The sequence below is a fragment of the Mycobacterium sp. IS-1496 genome (genome assembly GCF_001499995.1).
Taxonomy (GTDB): Bacteria; Actinomycetota; Actinomycetes; order Mycobacteriales; family Mycobacteriaceae; genus Mycobacterium.
This window is the reverse complement of the sequence record NZ_LQIU01000012.1, coordinates 121,080-135,106: the sequence shown is the minus strand read 5'-3', so window position 1 is coordinate 135,106 and position 14,027 is coordinate 121,080. Positions and strand designations below refer to the sequence as shown.

Annotated in this window: 16 protein-coding genes; 6 read left to right on the top strand and 10 right to left on the bottom strand. The window is 67.2% G+C overall.

Annotated features, from left to right (window positions below):
- The first annotated feature begins 131 nt into the window (after positions 1-131).
- On the top strand, positions 132-413 hold the full coding sequence (locus tag AU195_RS08130) for a WGxxGxxG family protein (RefSeq protein WP_059158547.1): 282 nt from the start codon (positions 132-134) through the stop codon (positions 411-413).
- Positions 414-461: 48 nt separating this feature from the next.
- Here the strand turns inward: AU195_RS08130 and ligD are convergent, their stop codons facing one another.
- Positions 462-1,505 carry a non-homologous end-joining DNA ligase gene (ligD, locus tag AU195_RS08125; RefSeq protein ID WP_059158546.1) on the bottom strand — a complete coding sequence of 348 codons (1,044 nt, stop codon included), beginning with the start codon at positions 1,503-1,505 and terminating at the stop codon, positions 462-464.
- The gene (locus tag AU195_RS08120; RefSeq protein ID WP_059158545.1) at positions 1,505-2,560 is read right to left on the bottom strand and encodes an ATP-dependent DNA ligase; all 1,056 of its coding nucleotides are present in this window, start codon (positions 2,558-2,560) and stop codon (positions 1,505-1,507) included. The genes ligD and AU195_RS08120 overlap by 1 nt, the downstream gene beginning before the upstream one ends.
- 72 nt (positions 2,561-2,632) lie before the next feature.
- On the opposite strand from AU195_RS08120, the gene AU195_RS08115 reads away from it, so the two are divergent.
- Positions 2,633-3,265, top strand: a complete 633-nt coding sequence (locus AU195_RS08115; protein WP_059158544.1) for a TetR/AcrR family transcriptional regulator — start codon at positions 2,633-2,635, stop codon at positions 3,263-3,265.
- Position 3,266: 1 nt separating this feature from the next.
- Here AU195_RS08115 and AU195_RS08110 read toward each other — a convergent pair whose 3' ends face one another.
- The gene (locus AU195_RS08110; protein ID WP_059158543.1) at positions 3,267-4,634 is read right to left on the bottom strand and encodes an LLM class flavin-dependent oxidoreductase; all 1,368 of its coding nucleotides are present in this window, start codon (positions 4,632-4,634) and stop codon (positions 3,267-3,269) included.
- Between the two features lie 51 nt (positions 4,635-4,685).
- Here AU195_RS08110 and AU195_RS08105 point away from each other — a divergent pair, with 51 nt between their 5' ends.
- Together AU195_RS08105 and AU195_RS08100 are read left to right on the top strand one after the other, a co-directional pair.
- Positions 4,686-5,240, top strand: a complete 555-nt coding sequence (locus AU195_RS08105) for a nuclear transport factor 2 family protein (RefSeq protein ID WP_059158542.1) — start codon at positions 4,686-4,688, stop codon at positions 5,238-5,240.
- A gap of 4 nt (positions 5,241-5,244) precedes the next feature.
- Positions 5,245-6,030: an SDR family oxidoreductase gene (locus AU195_RS08100; protein WP_059158541.1), complete on the top strand. Its 786-nt coding sequence runs from the start codon at positions 5,245-5,247 to the stop codon at positions 6,028-6,030.
- Here AU195_RS08100 and AU195_RS08095 read toward each other — a convergent pair.
- Entirely contained in the window at positions 6,027-7,208 is a 1,182-nt protein-coding gene (locus AU195_RS08095; RefSeq protein ID WP_059158540.1) for a cytochrome P450, read from the bottom strand. The two genes, AU195_RS08100 and AU195_RS08095, sit on opposite strands and share 4 nt — an antisense overlap.
- A 43-nt stretch (positions 7,209-7,251) precedes the next feature.
- Here AU195_RS08095 and AU195_RS08090 point away from each other — a divergent pair, with 43 nt between their 5' ends.
- Complete coding sequence (locus AU195_RS08090) at positions 7,252-8,103, top strand: TIGR03619 family F420-dependent LLM class oxidoreductase (RefSeq protein WP_059158539.1); 852 nt, start codon at positions 7,252-7,254, stop codon at positions 8,101-8,103.
- Between the two features lie 22 nt (positions 8,104-8,125).
- On the opposite strand, the gene AU195_RS08085 is transcribed toward AU195_RS08090, so the two are convergent.
- Both AU195_RS08085 and AU195_RS08080 read right to left on the bottom strand, forming a co-directional pair.
- A complete protein-coding gene (locus tag AU195_RS08085; RefSeq protein ID WP_059158538.1) occupies positions 8,126-8,554 on the bottom strand; it encodes a VOC family protein in 429 nt (142 codons plus the stop codon).
- 2 nt (positions 8,555-8,556) lie between these two features.
- On the bottom strand, positions 8,557-9,327 hold the full coding sequence (locus AU195_RS08080; protein WP_059158537.1) for an SDR family NAD(P)-dependent oxidoreductase: 771 nt from the start codon (positions 9,325-9,327) through the stop codon (positions 8,557-8,559).
- A gap of 94 nt (positions 9,328-9,421) precedes the next feature.
- Here AU195_RS08080 and AU195_RS08075 point away from each other — a divergent pair, with 94 nt between their 5' ends.
- On the top strand, positions 9,422-10,093 hold the full coding sequence (locus AU195_RS08075; protein ID WP_059158776.1) for a nitroreductase family protein: 672 nt from the start codon (positions 9,422-9,424) through the stop codon (positions 10,091-10,093).
- A 1-nt stretch (position 10,094) separates the two neighbouring features.
- Here the strand turns inward: AU195_RS08075 and AU195_RS08070 are convergent, their stop codons facing one another.
- From AU195_RS08070 to AU195_RS08055, 4 genes are read right to left on the bottom strand one after another with little or no spacing between them, the layout of a single operon-like run.
- The gene (locus tag AU195_RS08070; protein ID WP_059158536.1) at positions 10,095-10,997 is read right to left on the bottom strand and encodes a TIGR03564 family F420-dependent LLM class oxidoreductase; all 903 of its coding nucleotides are present in this window, start codon (positions 10,995-10,997) and stop codon (positions 10,095-10,097) included.
- Between the two features lie 4 nt (positions 10,998-11,001).
- The gene (locus AU195_RS08065; RefSeq protein ID WP_059158535.1) at positions 11,002-11,862 is read right to left on the bottom strand and encodes an SDR family NAD(P)-dependent oxidoreductase; all 861 of its coding nucleotides are present in this window, start codon (positions 11,860-11,862) and stop codon (positions 11,002-11,004) included.
- Positions 11,859-13,214, bottom strand: coding sequence for a cytochrome P450 (locus tag AU195_RS08060; RefSeq protein ID WP_059158534.1), 1,356 nt, complete (start codon positions 13,212-13,214; stop codon positions 11,859-11,861). The genes AU195_RS08065 and AU195_RS08060 overlap by 4 nt, the downstream gene beginning before the upstream one ends.
- Positions 13,211-13,954 carry an SDR family NAD(P)-dependent oxidoreductase gene (locus AU195_RS08055; protein WP_059158533.1) on the bottom strand — a complete coding sequence of 248 codons (744 nt, stop codon included), beginning with the start codon at positions 13,952-13,954 and terminating at the stop codon, positions 13,211-13,213. The genes AU195_RS08060 and AU195_RS08055 overlap by 4 nt, the downstream gene beginning before the upstream one ends.
- Positions 13,955-14,027 lie beyond the last annotated feature (73 nt).

Below are 14,027 nucleotides of genomic sequence, written 5' to 3'. Positions count from 1 at the left end.
GTGACATTCCGCTGGGGTATTGATCGCTTGCGACCGGGGGGAGCATGAGTCGCTCCCTGCCGTGCGTGGACTGAAGCCCATGGTCCCGATCGTCCACAGGCCCGGAACGGGCCACGAAGTCTGGAGTATCCATGCGTGAAATCGTTGCTGTCGCCGCCGCCACCGGTGCGCTGTTGTTCGGCGGGGCCGGCGTGGCCAACGCCACGGCCGAGTACGCCCCCGTCCAGGGCCCGACGACCAGCGTCGTGGCGCAGGCCGACGAGCAGGAGGACGGCGACAACACCGGTCTGTGGGGTCTCGCGGGCCTGCTGGGTCTGCTGGGCCTGCTCGGCCTCAAGCCGAAGAAGGACCGCCACGTCGCCACCACTCCGGCACCGGGCACTCCCGGTTACGGGACGCCGCCGCGCGCGTAGCACTGAGCGGTACGGGTCGGCCCGCCACCTCCATGGTGGCGGGCCGCTCTACTTCCGGTTGCCCTCGTCGTCCCAGTGGGCGGCGACCTTCTTGCTCGGCTGCACCCGGGGCGGCTCACCCGGCATCTTGGGGTAGTTCGGCGGGTACGGCAGGTCGCCGAGGCCGCGCTCCTCGTCGGCCGCGACCATCTCCAGCAGCTTGTCGATCGACTGGGCGTCCTCCTCGATGGCCGCCCAGGGATCGGGCCGGCCGGCGACGAGGTCGGGCACCGTCGTGATCGTGTAGTCGTCGGGATCCGCATCGGCCAGTTCGGCCCAGGTCAGCGGTGTCGACACGGTCGCGATCGGCGTCTTGCGCGCCGAATAGGCCGAGGCGAAGGTGCGGTCGCGGGCGTTCTGGTTGTAGTCGATGAACAGCCGCTGTCCGCGCTCCTCCTTCCACCACGAGGTGGTGACGGCGTCGGGCGCACGCCGCTCGACCTCCCGAGCCAGCGCGATCCCGGCACGGCGCACCGCAATGAAGTCCCAGTCGGTCTTGATCCGCAGGAACACATGGAATCCGCGACCACCCGAGGTCTTCGGATAGCCGACCAGCCCGAGTTCGTCCAGCAGCGGTTTGAGAACGTCGACCGCGATCACGCTCGCCTCCCGGAAACCGGTGCCCGGCTGGGGGTCGAGGTCGATGCGCAGTTCGTCGGGGTGTTCGACGTCGGGACAGCGCACCTGCCACGGGTGCAGCGTGATCGTGCCCATCTGAGCCGCCCACGCGATCGCCGACGGGTGGGTGATCTTGAGCGCGTCGGCGGTACGGCCGGACGGGAACGTCACCTGACAGGTCTGCAGATAGTCGGGGTGCTTCTGCGGCACCCGCTTCTGGTAGATCTCCTCCCCGTCGATGCCGTCGGGGAACCGCTGCAGGTGGACCGGCCGGTCGCGCAGCAGCGACACCATCCGATCGCCGACCGACAGGTAGTACTCCACCAACTTCCGTTTGGTGCCGGCCGAGCCGAGCTTCGGGAAGTACACCTTGTCCGGATTCGTCAGCCGAACCCTGACGCCGTCGACGTCGATCTCTTCTGCGGGCGTGGCCATCAGGCCTTCTCCAGCACGTCGTACAGGTCGAAGGTGAGCGGGACCTCCAGTTGGTCGAAAGTACAACTCGTCGGATCCCGGTCCGGCCGCCACCGCCGGAACTTCACCGCGTGGCGGAACCGTCGTCCCTGCACCGAGTTTCCCTCCATCTGGTCGTAGGCGACCTCCGCGACCCGCTCCGGCCGGATCGGTATCCAGCGTTTGTCCGCCGCCGAGTTCCACCTGCTCGGATCACCCTCGCGCACCTCGTCGCCCTCGCGCAGCGGTTCGAGTTCGGCGAGCAGCTTGAGCCGGTCCTTGGCGGTGAAAGAGGCGGCGCCCCCGACCATCTGGAGCTCACCCTCGTCGGTGTACAGGCCGAGCAGCAGCGAGCCGATGCCCTCTCCGCTCTTGTGGATGCGGTAGCCGATGGCCACGCAATCGGCGTCGCGGGCGTGTTTGACCTTGACCATCTCCCGCTTGCCGGGCAGGTAGGCCCCGTCGAGGCGTTTGGCGATCACGCCGTCGAGTCCGGCGCCCTCGAACTCTTCGAGCCACCGCCCGCCGAGCCCCGGATCCTCGGTGGTCCGGGTGACGTGGCACCACTGTTTCTCGTCGACGGCGTCGATGAGAGCGTGGCGCCGATTCCGGAACGGCTCCTTCAACAGCGAGCTGTCCCCGACGGCCAACGCGTCGAACCCGATGAAATGCGCGGGCGTCTGTTCGGACAGCATCTTGACGCGTGAGGCCGCAGGGTGGATGCGCTGGCTCAGCGACTCCCAGTCCAGCCGGGTGCGCCCGTTGATCTCGCGCGGGACGACGATCTCACCGTCGAGCACACAGCGGGGCGCGAGTTCGTCGCGCACCGAGTCCAGGACCTCCGGGAAATACCGGCCGAGATCCTTGCCGCTGCGGGACAGGAGCACGACGTCGGGGCCGTCGCGGAACACCAGCGCGCGGAAGCCGTCCCACTTCGGCTCGTAGGACCACACGCCCGGATCGGCCGGCACCGTGGTCTGGGCCTTGGCGAGCATCGGTTCCAGCGGCGGCGTCACGGGCAGGTCCACGATGTCCATTCTTACGCCCGGATGCCGACAGACAACCCGCCTGTACACCGGTACAGGGCTATTCGATGACAAAATACGGGCATGGCGACATCGTCGCGGCGCGTCGGCGCCGAAACGTCCAAGACCAGGGACACGCTGCTCGACTGTGTGGAGAAGATGATGCTCGAAGACGGCTACGCCAGCGTCACCTACCGGGCACTGGCCGCACGGGCCGGTGTGACGCCGAGCCTGGTGCAGTACTACTTTCCCACCCTCGATGACGTCTTCATCGCCGCGATCCGCAGGTACTCCGAACGCAACCTGGCGTATCTGGACAAGGTGATGCAGAAACGGGTCGAGGATCCGCTGCGGGCGCTCTGGGAGTACAGCTGGGACGAGGCCACCGGAACGTTGATGACGGAGTTCATGGCGCTGGGCAACCATCGCAAGTCGATCCGCACCGAGATCGCGGCGGTCACCGAGAGTGTGCGCACGCTGCAGTTGGACGCACTGGTGGCCAGGTTCGGCGAGGACGCCAGGCCCTGGGGCGATCTGTCGCTGCCCGCCCTGCAGCTGTTGATCTCGAGTCTGCCGAAGTTCCTGAACCTGGAGAAGGGCGTGGGGGTCGAGACGGCACACGCGGAGCTGGTCGACGCCTTCGAGGGCTACCTCGCTTCGATCGAGCCGACCTCGGGACCCAAGCGGAAACCGTCCGCGCGCAAGCGTTCCCGCTGATCTAGCAGAACATCCCCCGGTACCCGTGCGCCGGGTGCCGCTCCGAGATGTCAGCTGTGTGCCCGAACAGCTTCTCCCGCAACGTTCCCGGCTGATACTCCTTCTGCATGATGCACTGGTCCTGTAACACCGGCACCAGATGCTCGAAGAACTCCTCATAGCTGTTGGGCATCAGCGCGTTCATCACCTGCACACCGTCCACACCGGCACCCTGATACTCACGAAGCCGGCCCGCAATGGTCTCCGGCGATCCGACCACCATCTGCGGCAACGACAGCGAGGTCAAGAAGTCCTTGATGGTCGGTTTGGAACCTTCGGGCCACGCGTTGATCACCGCCAGGAAAGCTCCCTGGATTCCGGGGATCTCGTCGAGGATGTCCTCCAGCGGGGTCGCCGAGTCGTATCGGCCCAGGTCCATCCCGCTGAGGCTGGAGAAGTACGCCGTCTGCGCCTCCGGGCTGCGCCACTCCTCGAGTTCACCCCACTTGCGGTAGGCCTCTTCGTCGGTCGATCCGATCACGAACATCATGCCCTGCAGGAACAGGATGTCGCCGTCCTGACGGCCCTTGGCCCGAGCCAACTCTCGGACCGCACCGACCTGCTGGGCGATGGTCTCCAGCGAGAACGCCGACAGGAACATCAATTCGGCGTGTTTGCTCGCGAAGTCGAGGCCCGCCGGTGAGCCGCCGGCCTGGGCGAGCACCGGGGTGCGCTGCGGTGAGGGCTCCATCAGGTTGAAACCCTCGACGCTGTACCGCTCACCCTTGTGGTTGATGTCGTGAACCTTCGACGGGTCGGCGTACACACCCTTCCCGGGATCGTTGACGATCGCGTCGTCGTCCCACGAGCCCTCCCACAGCTTGTAGGTGACGTCGACGTATTCCTGCGCCCAGGCGTAGCGCTCGTCGTGCGAGAGATTGCCCGGCAGGCCGAGGTTACGAAAGGCCTTCTCGTTGGCCGAGGTCACGATGTTCCACCCGATCCGGCCGTTCGACAGCTGATCGAGACTCGATGCCGCCCGGGCGAACACGAACGGGTGGTGCGAGATGACCGAACTGGTGTACAGGAAGCCGATGTCGTCGGTCTGTTGGGCCAGTGCCGGGATCAACATGGTGCAGTCGGCGATCGGAACGTTCATCGCCATTTCGAACACGATGTCGCGCGAGCCGTTGTATTCGCCCTGCACACCCATCACGTCGGTGAAGAAGAATGCGTCGACCTTGGCCCGCTCGGCCTTCTTGGCCAGGTCGACCCACAGGTCGAACTCCTTGTACTCGCGATTCCGCGCGTCCGGGTGGCGCCAGCTGCCGTGGAAGTTGTGCCCGATCGAGTCCATCACCAGCAGGGTGAAGATCATGCGTTTGTCCATCAGTTCATGCTATACACTCGTACAAGGCAATCGTTGTGGAAGGACAGATCTGTGCCCGATTCCGATGAACTAGAACAGCTTCGCAAGCGCGTGCAGTACCTCGAGGACCGCACCGCAGTCCTCGACTGCGTGATGAACCAGGCCCGCGGGCACGACCGCCACGACGCCGAACTCATGGGCAGCGTGTATTTCGAAGACGGCATCGACGAGCACGGACCGACCGTCAAGACCGGCCCCGAGTACGGCGACTGGGCCAATGCCGCCCACACCGCCGTCTTCGAGGACCATCTCCACAACGTCACCACCCACACCTGCGAGATCGACGGCGACGTCGCCCACGCCGAGAGCTACGTGATGGGTGCGATGCGGGTCAAGGGCGGCAAGATCGTGTCACTGATGGGTGGCCGCTACATCGACCGCCTGGAACGTCGCGACGGCGTCTGGAAGATCGCACTGCGCCGATGCACCATCGAGTGGATGATCAGCGGCGACTCGTCGATCCTCGGAAAAGGCGCGGTCAAGGGATTCATCAAGGGCGCGTGGGACAAGACCGACGCCTCCTATCTCCGCCCGCTGAAACTGGACGATCCTGTCGACCGGTGGTGACGGCGTGAAGCTCACGGGACGCGTCGCGCTGGTGACCGGCGGCGCGTCGGGGATCGGGCGCGCGACCGCCGTCCGGTTGGCCGCCGTGGGCATGCGGGTGTGCGTGGTCGACATCGACGGTTCGGCGGCCGAGGCGGTCGCCGAGCCGCTCGGAGGTGCCGGATTGGCCTGTGACGTCACCGATCCCGATCAGGTGGATGCGGCGTTCGCGGCGTGTGCCGATCGACTCGGCGGGCTGGATCTCGCGTTCCTCAACGCCGGCATCACCATCGACTGGTCCGGTGACATCGGCTCACTCGACCTGGCCCAGTACCGCCGGTCGGTAGGCGTCAACCTCGACGGTGTGGTGTTCGGCGCCCGCGCGGCGGTGCGGACCATGCGATCGCTGGGAGGTTCCGCCGATCGCGCCATCCTGGCGACGGCATCGCTGGCCGGATTGATGCCCTGGTATCCCGATCCCGTCTATGCGCTGGGCAAGCACGGCGTGGTCGGGTTCATGCGGTCGGTCGCCCCCAGCCTGGCCGCCGAATGCATTGTGGTGCACACCATCTGCCCCGGCATCACCGAGACCGGCGTCCTGGGCGACCGACGCTCCCTAGTCGAACGCATCGGTGTGCCCGTCATGGAACCCGAGGCGATCGCCGACGCCGTGCTGACGGCACTGGCCGCCCCGCAGGACACCACCGGCACCTGCTGGGTGGCGCAGCACGGAAAACCGCCGTGGCCCATGAAGTTCGGCGTGGTACCGGGCCCGGACAGCCGTCTCAACGTGCCGGTGCGCCCGCGCTAACCGACGATCGCCGGCATCGAATCCCAGCCCCGCACGGTGGCGGTGGGCGCACGGACGGCGTTCTGCTCGTCGATGGTCCAGTCCGGCCAGCGCTTCAAGATCTCTTCCAGCGCGACCCGGCCCTCGATCCGGGCGAGCGATGTGCCGAGGCAGAAGTGCGCGCCCCGACCGAAGGTCAGATGGTTGGGGTTGCGCCGGATGTCGAATCGGTCCGGATCGTCGAATCTGCGCTCGTCCCGGTTGGCCGCGCCCGCCATCAGCAGCAGCGCACTGCCGGCCGGCACAGTCTGCCCGTGGAACTCGACGTCGTTGGCGACATAACGTGCGATGTTGTGCACCGGCGGCTCGATGCGCAGCACTTCCTCGATGGCCCCGGGGATCAGCGACGGGTCGGCCGCGAGTTCGCGGCGCTGATCCGGATGGTCGGCGAGCACCTTGCCGAGCCAGCCGAACAACCGGCCCACCGTCTCGGTGCCCGCGTTGGCGATGACACCGAGGAACACCAGCAACTCCTCGCTGCGCAGCTTGCGGCGCCGGCCGTCGACGTCGTCGAACTCGACGTTGAGCAACTCGGTCACCAGATCGTCGGAGGGATTGTCCTTCCGCCACGCGACGTAGTCACGAAACATGTTGCCGTTGAAGTAGTTGTCCTTCTTCACCGGCAGCGGCTCGCCCGGTTTGTTGCGCAGCCGCGCACCGGCGACCTTGCGGACGCTGCGCTGCAACTCGTCCGGCATCCCGACCAGCATGCCGATCACCCGCATCGGCATCTCCGAACCCAGGTCGAGGGTGAAGTCGAAGCGGTCGCCGCCGGTCAGCGGATCCAGGCAGGCTGCGCAGAACGCCCTGATCTGCTCCTCGATAGCATTCATCTTGCGCGGCGTGAACGCCCGTGCCACCAGCAGTCGGTGCACCGTGTGCACCGGCGGATCCTCGTTGATGAACACACCCTCGGGCATGACCGGTTCGGCCTTGACCACCTCGAGGATGTCACCCTTGGCGTTGCTGAGGTTGTCGACGTCCTTCAGCGCGGATTCCACGTCGTCGAAACGGCTCAGCGCCCAGAAGTCGAACTTCTCGTCGTAGTACAGCGGCGCTTCCTCGCGCAGCCGCCGGTACACCGGATACGGATCGACATCGATCTCGACGTCATAAGGGTCGTAACGCAAGCCGCTCACCTGTACGATCGTACAGCACAAGCCGCCGCGTGAGGGAGAGTCGATGTACATCGGATTCGTCAGCATGAACACCCCTGCTGACATTGCCCCCGGCGTCCTGGCCGTTGAGCTGGAACAGCGGGGCTTCGAATCGTTGTGGGTGGGCGAGCATCCCCAGATCCCGGTGTCGGCCGCAGGCAGCATGCCTGCGGCGCTGCTGCACGCCCAGCAGCGGATCTGGGACCCCCTGCTGTCGCTGCTGGCCGCCGCGCAGAATACGTCCACGCTGCGTCTCGGCACCGCGGTCGCCCTGCCGCTGGAACACGAATTGTTCACGTTCGCCAAGCAGGTGGCGACTCTGGACCAGTTCAGCGATGGCCGGGTGGTGTTGGGGATCGGTGTCGGCGTGCGCGCCGAGCTCGCGGTCACGAGCCCGATCGCATGGGCGGACCGCTACAAGGCACTCACGGACATGGTGGCCGCGCTGCACACGCTGTGGACCCAGGACGAGGCCGAACACCACGGCGAGTTCTTCGACTTCGAGCCGGTGTGGTGCCACCCCAAACCGGCGCAGCGGCCCGGCCCGCCACTGCTTGCCGCGGCCACCGGGCCCAAGGCGATCGGTGAGTGTCTACCGTGGGCCGACGGCTGGCTGCCCGGCGACGCGGCGTACCGGGATCTCCCTGCCGCGGTGGCGGAGTTCCGCCGGCGCGCCGAGGAGGCCGGCCGGAATCCGGCCGAACTGGACCTGACGGTGATGGCGTGGGGTGACCCGTCGGCGAACCGGCTGGCCCGGTACCGGGATCTCGGGTTCAACCGGGTCGTGGTCGGAGGTGGTCGGCGCAACGGCGACGACGTCGCGTCGTCGTGGGAGTTCTTGGACCGGTACGCGGAGTTGGCCACCGAGCTCCGTTGACCGGTGGCCGCCCCGGTGCGCCTCAGGACGCAGGTACCGGACGCACCCGTTCGTTGACCAGCTCGAGCAGCTGACCGTCGGGATCGCGGACCATGCAGGCGAATCCGCCGCCGGGATCGGCCACCACGGAACCCCCGGCCGCGGTCACCGCCTCCTGCGCCGCGGCCAGATCCGAGACCGCGATCGACAGGTGGGTCAGGCCGGCCCCGACCATGCCCCGCTCGGGCTCGTCGGGCGCCGGGTGTCCGGAGAACGTCAGCAGCTGCAGCACGACACCGCCGTTGCGCAGGTAGACAGCCTCGAACCCGATCGGCCGAGCCAACCCGAGCAGGCCTTCGGCCATTCCGTCGGGCACGGTCAGCCGCTTGACCTCGGCGAACCCCAGCGCTTCATAGAACTTGACCGACGCGTCCAGATCACGCACCCGGACACCGACGTGGCTGACGTCCATGCTCAGACCCCCGCCGGTCCGGGGCCACCGTGCATGTAGAGCGTCTGCCCCGAGCAGTAACTCGAGGCATCGGAGGCGAAGAAGAGGACACCGTAACCGATTTCGTCGGCCTCGGCGATCCGGCCGGATCCATTGGTCTGGCCGATCATGTCGATGTCGAAGCCCTGCCGCTTCGCGTCAGCTTCCAGTCCGGGGGTGCGGACCGCTCCGCACGCGATGCAGTTGACCCGCAAGCCTTTTCGCGTCCAGGCAGCGGCCATTGAACCGGTCAGATTCTGCAATCCGGCCTTGGCGGCACCGTAGACCGGCGCCTGCGGCATGGCCAGCAGCCCGGCGCCGGAGGAGATGTTGACGATCGCGCCCTTGCCCTGCGCGATCATCGCCTTCGCCGCGGCCCGCGACAGATACCACGCACTGGACAGGTTGAGATCGAGCACCTGGTGGAATTCGTCGTCGGTCCACTTCATCATCGACTTCGTCTCGCCGCCGCCGGCATTGTTTAGCAACACGTCGACATGCCCGAACTCGGCGAGCGCGGCGTCGACCAGGGCCTGGCACTCCTCGGGCTTGGTCACGTCGGTCGGCACCACCAGGGCGCGCCGACCCAGCGCCTCGACCTCGGCAGCCGTCTCCTTCAGCGGCTCCGCGCGCCGTCCGGCCAGCACCACGTCGGCACCGTGTTCGGCCAGTACCAATGCCGAGGCACGCCCGATGCCGGTACCACCGCCGGTGATGACGGCAACCTTGCCGTCCATCGAAAACCTGTCGCTCACAGCATCACTCCCATTCAGTCTGCCCTCGTGCAGTACGACTGTACAGCATCAGTGGTGCTGGACACCCCGGCTTGAGTCGAGTACACCAGTGGACATGCCGCATCCGACCGATGACGTCTGGGAAGTGATGGCCACCGCGCGCTCGATCCGGCGGTTCACCGACGAACCCGTCAGCGCCGAAACCCTGGACCGCTGCCTACAGGCGGCGACGTGGGCGCCCAACGGCGCCAACGCGCAGCTGTGGCGGTTCATCGTCCTCGACGGTGCGCAACAGCGGGCCGCGGTGGCTCAGGCGGCCCAAATCGCCCTGGAGTCAATTGAATCCATCTACGGGATGACACGTCCCGCTGCCGACGACGACAGCCGCGCCGCACGCAACAACCGGGCCACCTACGAGTTGCACGACCGTGCCGGCGAGTTCACCTCGGTGCTGTTCGTCGCGTACAAGAACGAGTTCTCGTCGGAATTCCTGCAGGGCGGTTCGATCTACCCCGCGTTGCAGAACTTCTATCTCGCCGCCCGGGCCCAGGGACTCGGCGCGTGCATCACCAGCTGGGCGTCCTATGGCGGGGAGAAGGCCTTGCGCGAGGCGGTCGGCATCCCGGACGAATGGTTCCTGGCCGGTCACGTGGTGGTGGGCTGGCCGCGCGGCCGCCATGGCCCGGTGCGGCGTCGGCCGCTCTCGGATGTGGTGTTCCGCAACCGGTGGAACCCCGAGCGCGCCGACATCACCTACGGGCGCGGAGCCAGACCCCGCGGCAAGTGAACTATCCCGCGCGCGCCAGCTCACCGAGTAGCGCCCGGGTTCGTTTCACCGACGCCGACAGCTGCACCCGGTCGGCACCCACCGCGACGGGTTGCGCCCACACGTCGGTCGCACCGGCAGCGAGCAGTTCCTCAAGCTGTCGGGTTACGGCCTCCTCGTCACCGACGATGCCGACGTCGGCCGCCGAGGCGCCACCTCCGGCTCGGATGATGTTCTGGTAGTTGACCATTCGTTCGTAGCCGCCGGCCGTCGCGGCGATCGCCTCGCGGGCTTCGCGTTCGTCGTCGTGTACCGCGACCGGCAACCCCGCCACGACGCGGCCGCCGGCGAGCGTCGGGACGATCCGTTCGGCGATCACCGTCGCCGACGCCAGCCATAACACCACGCCGTCGGTCAGTTCCGCGGCGACCCGCAGCATCCGGGGCGACAGTGCCGAGAGCAGAACCGGGACGCGGTGATCAACCGCGGCCATCCGGCCGGAGCTGTGCGTGGTCCAGTCGGTGCCGTCGACGTCCACGTTGCGCCCCGCGAGCAGGCCGGTGAGGATCTGGAGATATTCGCGGGTGTTGCGCACCGGATAGTCGTAGGACAGCCCCAGCACATCACGGACGATGGGTTCGTGGGACGGCCCGATTCCCAGTGTCAGACCGGGGCGTCCCATCGCGTTGGCGGCCGCCGCCACCCTGTTTGCCTGCAGAAGCGGATGACAGGGATAGGTCTGCAGCACCGCGGTGCCCAGCTCGATCGACGTGGTGGCGCGACCCGCGATCGCCATCGCCACCAACGGATCGCCGGCGACCGCGCTCGCGTACCACAGCGCGGAGAACCCGTCGGCTTCGGCCTGCTGCGCCTGCGCCACGATCTTGTCGACAGTAGAGGCCCCGCCGGTCAGTCCTATCCGCACGGCCTCATCGCATCACATGGGTGCACTGTCGAGGCGGATGTACGTCGAACAGGTCGCGATAGGAGGGTGGTTGCCGGCCGTCCTCGTCCTTGATCCCGTACTTCACCGCCAGCTCGGCGCCGATCAGCGTCTGCCCGCTGAGCGACATCACGTCTGGATCGCGATGCAGCTCCCAGATCACGTGCCCGGTCAGCTCCGGTGTCTCGGCGGTGTCGAGGATGTGGCCGAACTTCTCCGGGTTGCTCGCGACGATCTTGCGTACCCGGTCGGTCAGCAGCGAGCCCATCCAGATCGACACCGACGCGATGCCGGCGTCACGGAAGTCGTAGGCCATGTCGGCGGCCATCTTGTCCGCGCCCGCCTTCGGCACCCCGTAGGCGGGTCCGAACGCGTAGTGCACCGCACCGGACGACGACGTGAACACCACCAGCCCCTCACCGTTGGGCACCATCAGCGGCGCAGCGAAGACGGTGGCGACATAGCTGCTGCGCAGTCCGACATCGAGGGTGTCGATGACGTTGATGGGTTCTTCCCAGAACTTGGTGCGGCCCATCATCTCGTCGCGGATGACGGCGGCATTGTTGACCAGGATGTCGATCCGCCCGTGATCGCGGGCGACCCGATCGAAGAAGTTCTTCACCTGTTCGTCGTCGCCGTGATCGACACGGACCGCGATGCCCTGCCCGCCTGCGGCGGTGACCTTCTGCGCCGTCTCGCCGATGGTGCCCGGCGCCGTCCCGCCTGCATCCACCGTGCGGCCCGTCACGTAGACGGTGCAGCCGTGTGCGCCCAGCGCGTGTGCGATCCCTGCGCCGGCGCCACGGCTGGCTCCGGTGACGACGGCGACCGGACGTTCACCGGTCACGCCGTCACCTCGATGCGCGCGGATTCCTTCAGTTCGGTGATGGGTCGCGCCAATCCTTGCTCTTCGCAGATCTTTTGAAGCCTGTCGACGGTCTCCGCCACTCCGGCGCCACGGCGCTCCGCCGGGGTGAACTCGGCGGGCAGGTGCCGCAGGCCCTGGATCACGCCGATGCTGTCGTAGTGCACGGTCCCCTCCGGTAGACACCGGTAGTCCGGCATCCGGTCCAGGACCGCGGTGAGCATCGACTTGAACACCGTGCGCGCGACATTGGATCCGATGCACCGGTGCACGCCGAGGCCGAAGCTGAAGTGCCGGTTACCCTTTCGGTCCAGGATGATCTGGTCCGGCTCGCCGAACACGGCGGGGTCACGGTTGGCCATCGCCCAGGACAACCAGAGCCGTTGACCTTCCCGCAGTTCGATGCCGTCGAGGGTCATGTCCTCGGCGACGGTGCGGGCGTCGCCCGGCGCCGGGGTGAAGTACCGCAGGAATTCCTCGGTGGCCGGATTGAGCAGCGTGTCGCGCTCGGCGCTGAGCCGGGTCCGTTCGGCGGGGTTCTCCGACAGCCATTCCAGCGCATGTGCGGTCAACGCGGTCGTGGTATCGAATCCCCCGCCGATGAGCAGGTTCAGCATGCCGATCAGCTCGATGTCGGGTGCCGGCTCGCCGTCGATACGCAGCTTCACCAATGCGTCGATGATGCCGGGCCGGGGATTCTCCCTGATCTCGACCAGGTTGGTGAACAGGTCCACCCCCATGGCCAGGTACAGCTCGCGTACCCGCTCGGCGTCGGGTGAGTCCGGCGGGGTGTACACCGAGGCATGGGCGGGCTCGTTGTACATCTCCCACTTCTGCAGCGGCACACCGAGCATCGCCAGGGTCAGCACCGCGGGCACCACGTTGGCCAGGTCGTCGACGAAGTCGATCCGGCCGGTCTCGATGCGGTCGTCGAGGCAGGCGCGGACGATCTCGTCGACGAACGGTTCCCAGCGCTTCACCGCCGCCGGCGACAGGTAGGGGTTCAACACCGTCCGGTAGTGGCGGTGTTCGGGATCGTCCATCTCCAGCATGCCGCCGCGGAAGCCCTCCGCCTCCACCATCCGCGGGATCGAGATGCCCTTGTAGCCGCGCCGTTCGTTGTTGACGTCGTGGTCGTTGGACACGTGCGGGCAGCGCGCCAGTTCGAACACCGCGTCGCTGCCCGCGGCGACCCAGTGACCGTCATAGGTGTCGGTCCACGCCAGCGGGCACCTGCTGTGCATCTCGTGGGTGATGTCGAGGAACTCGTCGCGGTACTGCGGGCTGTGCCGGTCGAAGTGGTAGTTCGGTTGTTCCGCGGGTGGGGGATTCACAGCACTGCTCCTCCGTTGACACCGATGACCTGTCCGGTCACATAGCCGGCTGCGTCCGTGCACAGGAACGCGCACACCGCGGCCACATCCTCGGGTTTGCCGACGTGTCCGGCCGGGATCGCCTGGGTGAGGTACTCGTTCGGCGGTAGCTTGCCCTCGGACTGCTGCCGGCGCAGCATCGGCGTCTCGATCGCGAACGGCGGCACGGAGTTGGCGGTAATGCCGTGCCGGGCGTAGTCGCGGGCGACGGTCTTGGTCATCGCGATGACGCCGCCTTTGGTCGCCGAATAGTGCCCCTGCCGCGGCGCTCCCTGTTGGCCGGCCGCCGACGAGATCGTGACGACCCGACCCCAGCCGGCCGCCACCATGTCCGACAGCGCGGCGCGGATGCTCAGGAACGTGCCGGTCAGATTGACCGCCAGGTAGCGGTTCCACTCGTCGAGGGTGATCTTGTCGAAACGGGTGAAGCCGCCGATCGCGGCGCTGGTCACCAGGATCTCGACCGGCCCGAATTCGGCCCGTACGTCGGCGAACGCCTCCTCGACCGAGGATTCGTCGGAGACGTCGACGCCCACGGCGAGCGCCTGCGCGCCGTGGCCACGCAATTCGGCGGCGATCTTCTCCGCGGCGTCGGCGTTGACGTCGAGCACCGCCACCCGATGGCCGTCGGCGGCAAGACCGGCACTGATCGCCTCGCCCAGCCCGGACGCCCCGCCGGTCACCACAGCTACACGACTCAACAGGTCTCCTCACAAGCTGTACGGATGTATAGCACAGCCTATATGCTCGCACGAACCAGCCGGCAAGGAGAGC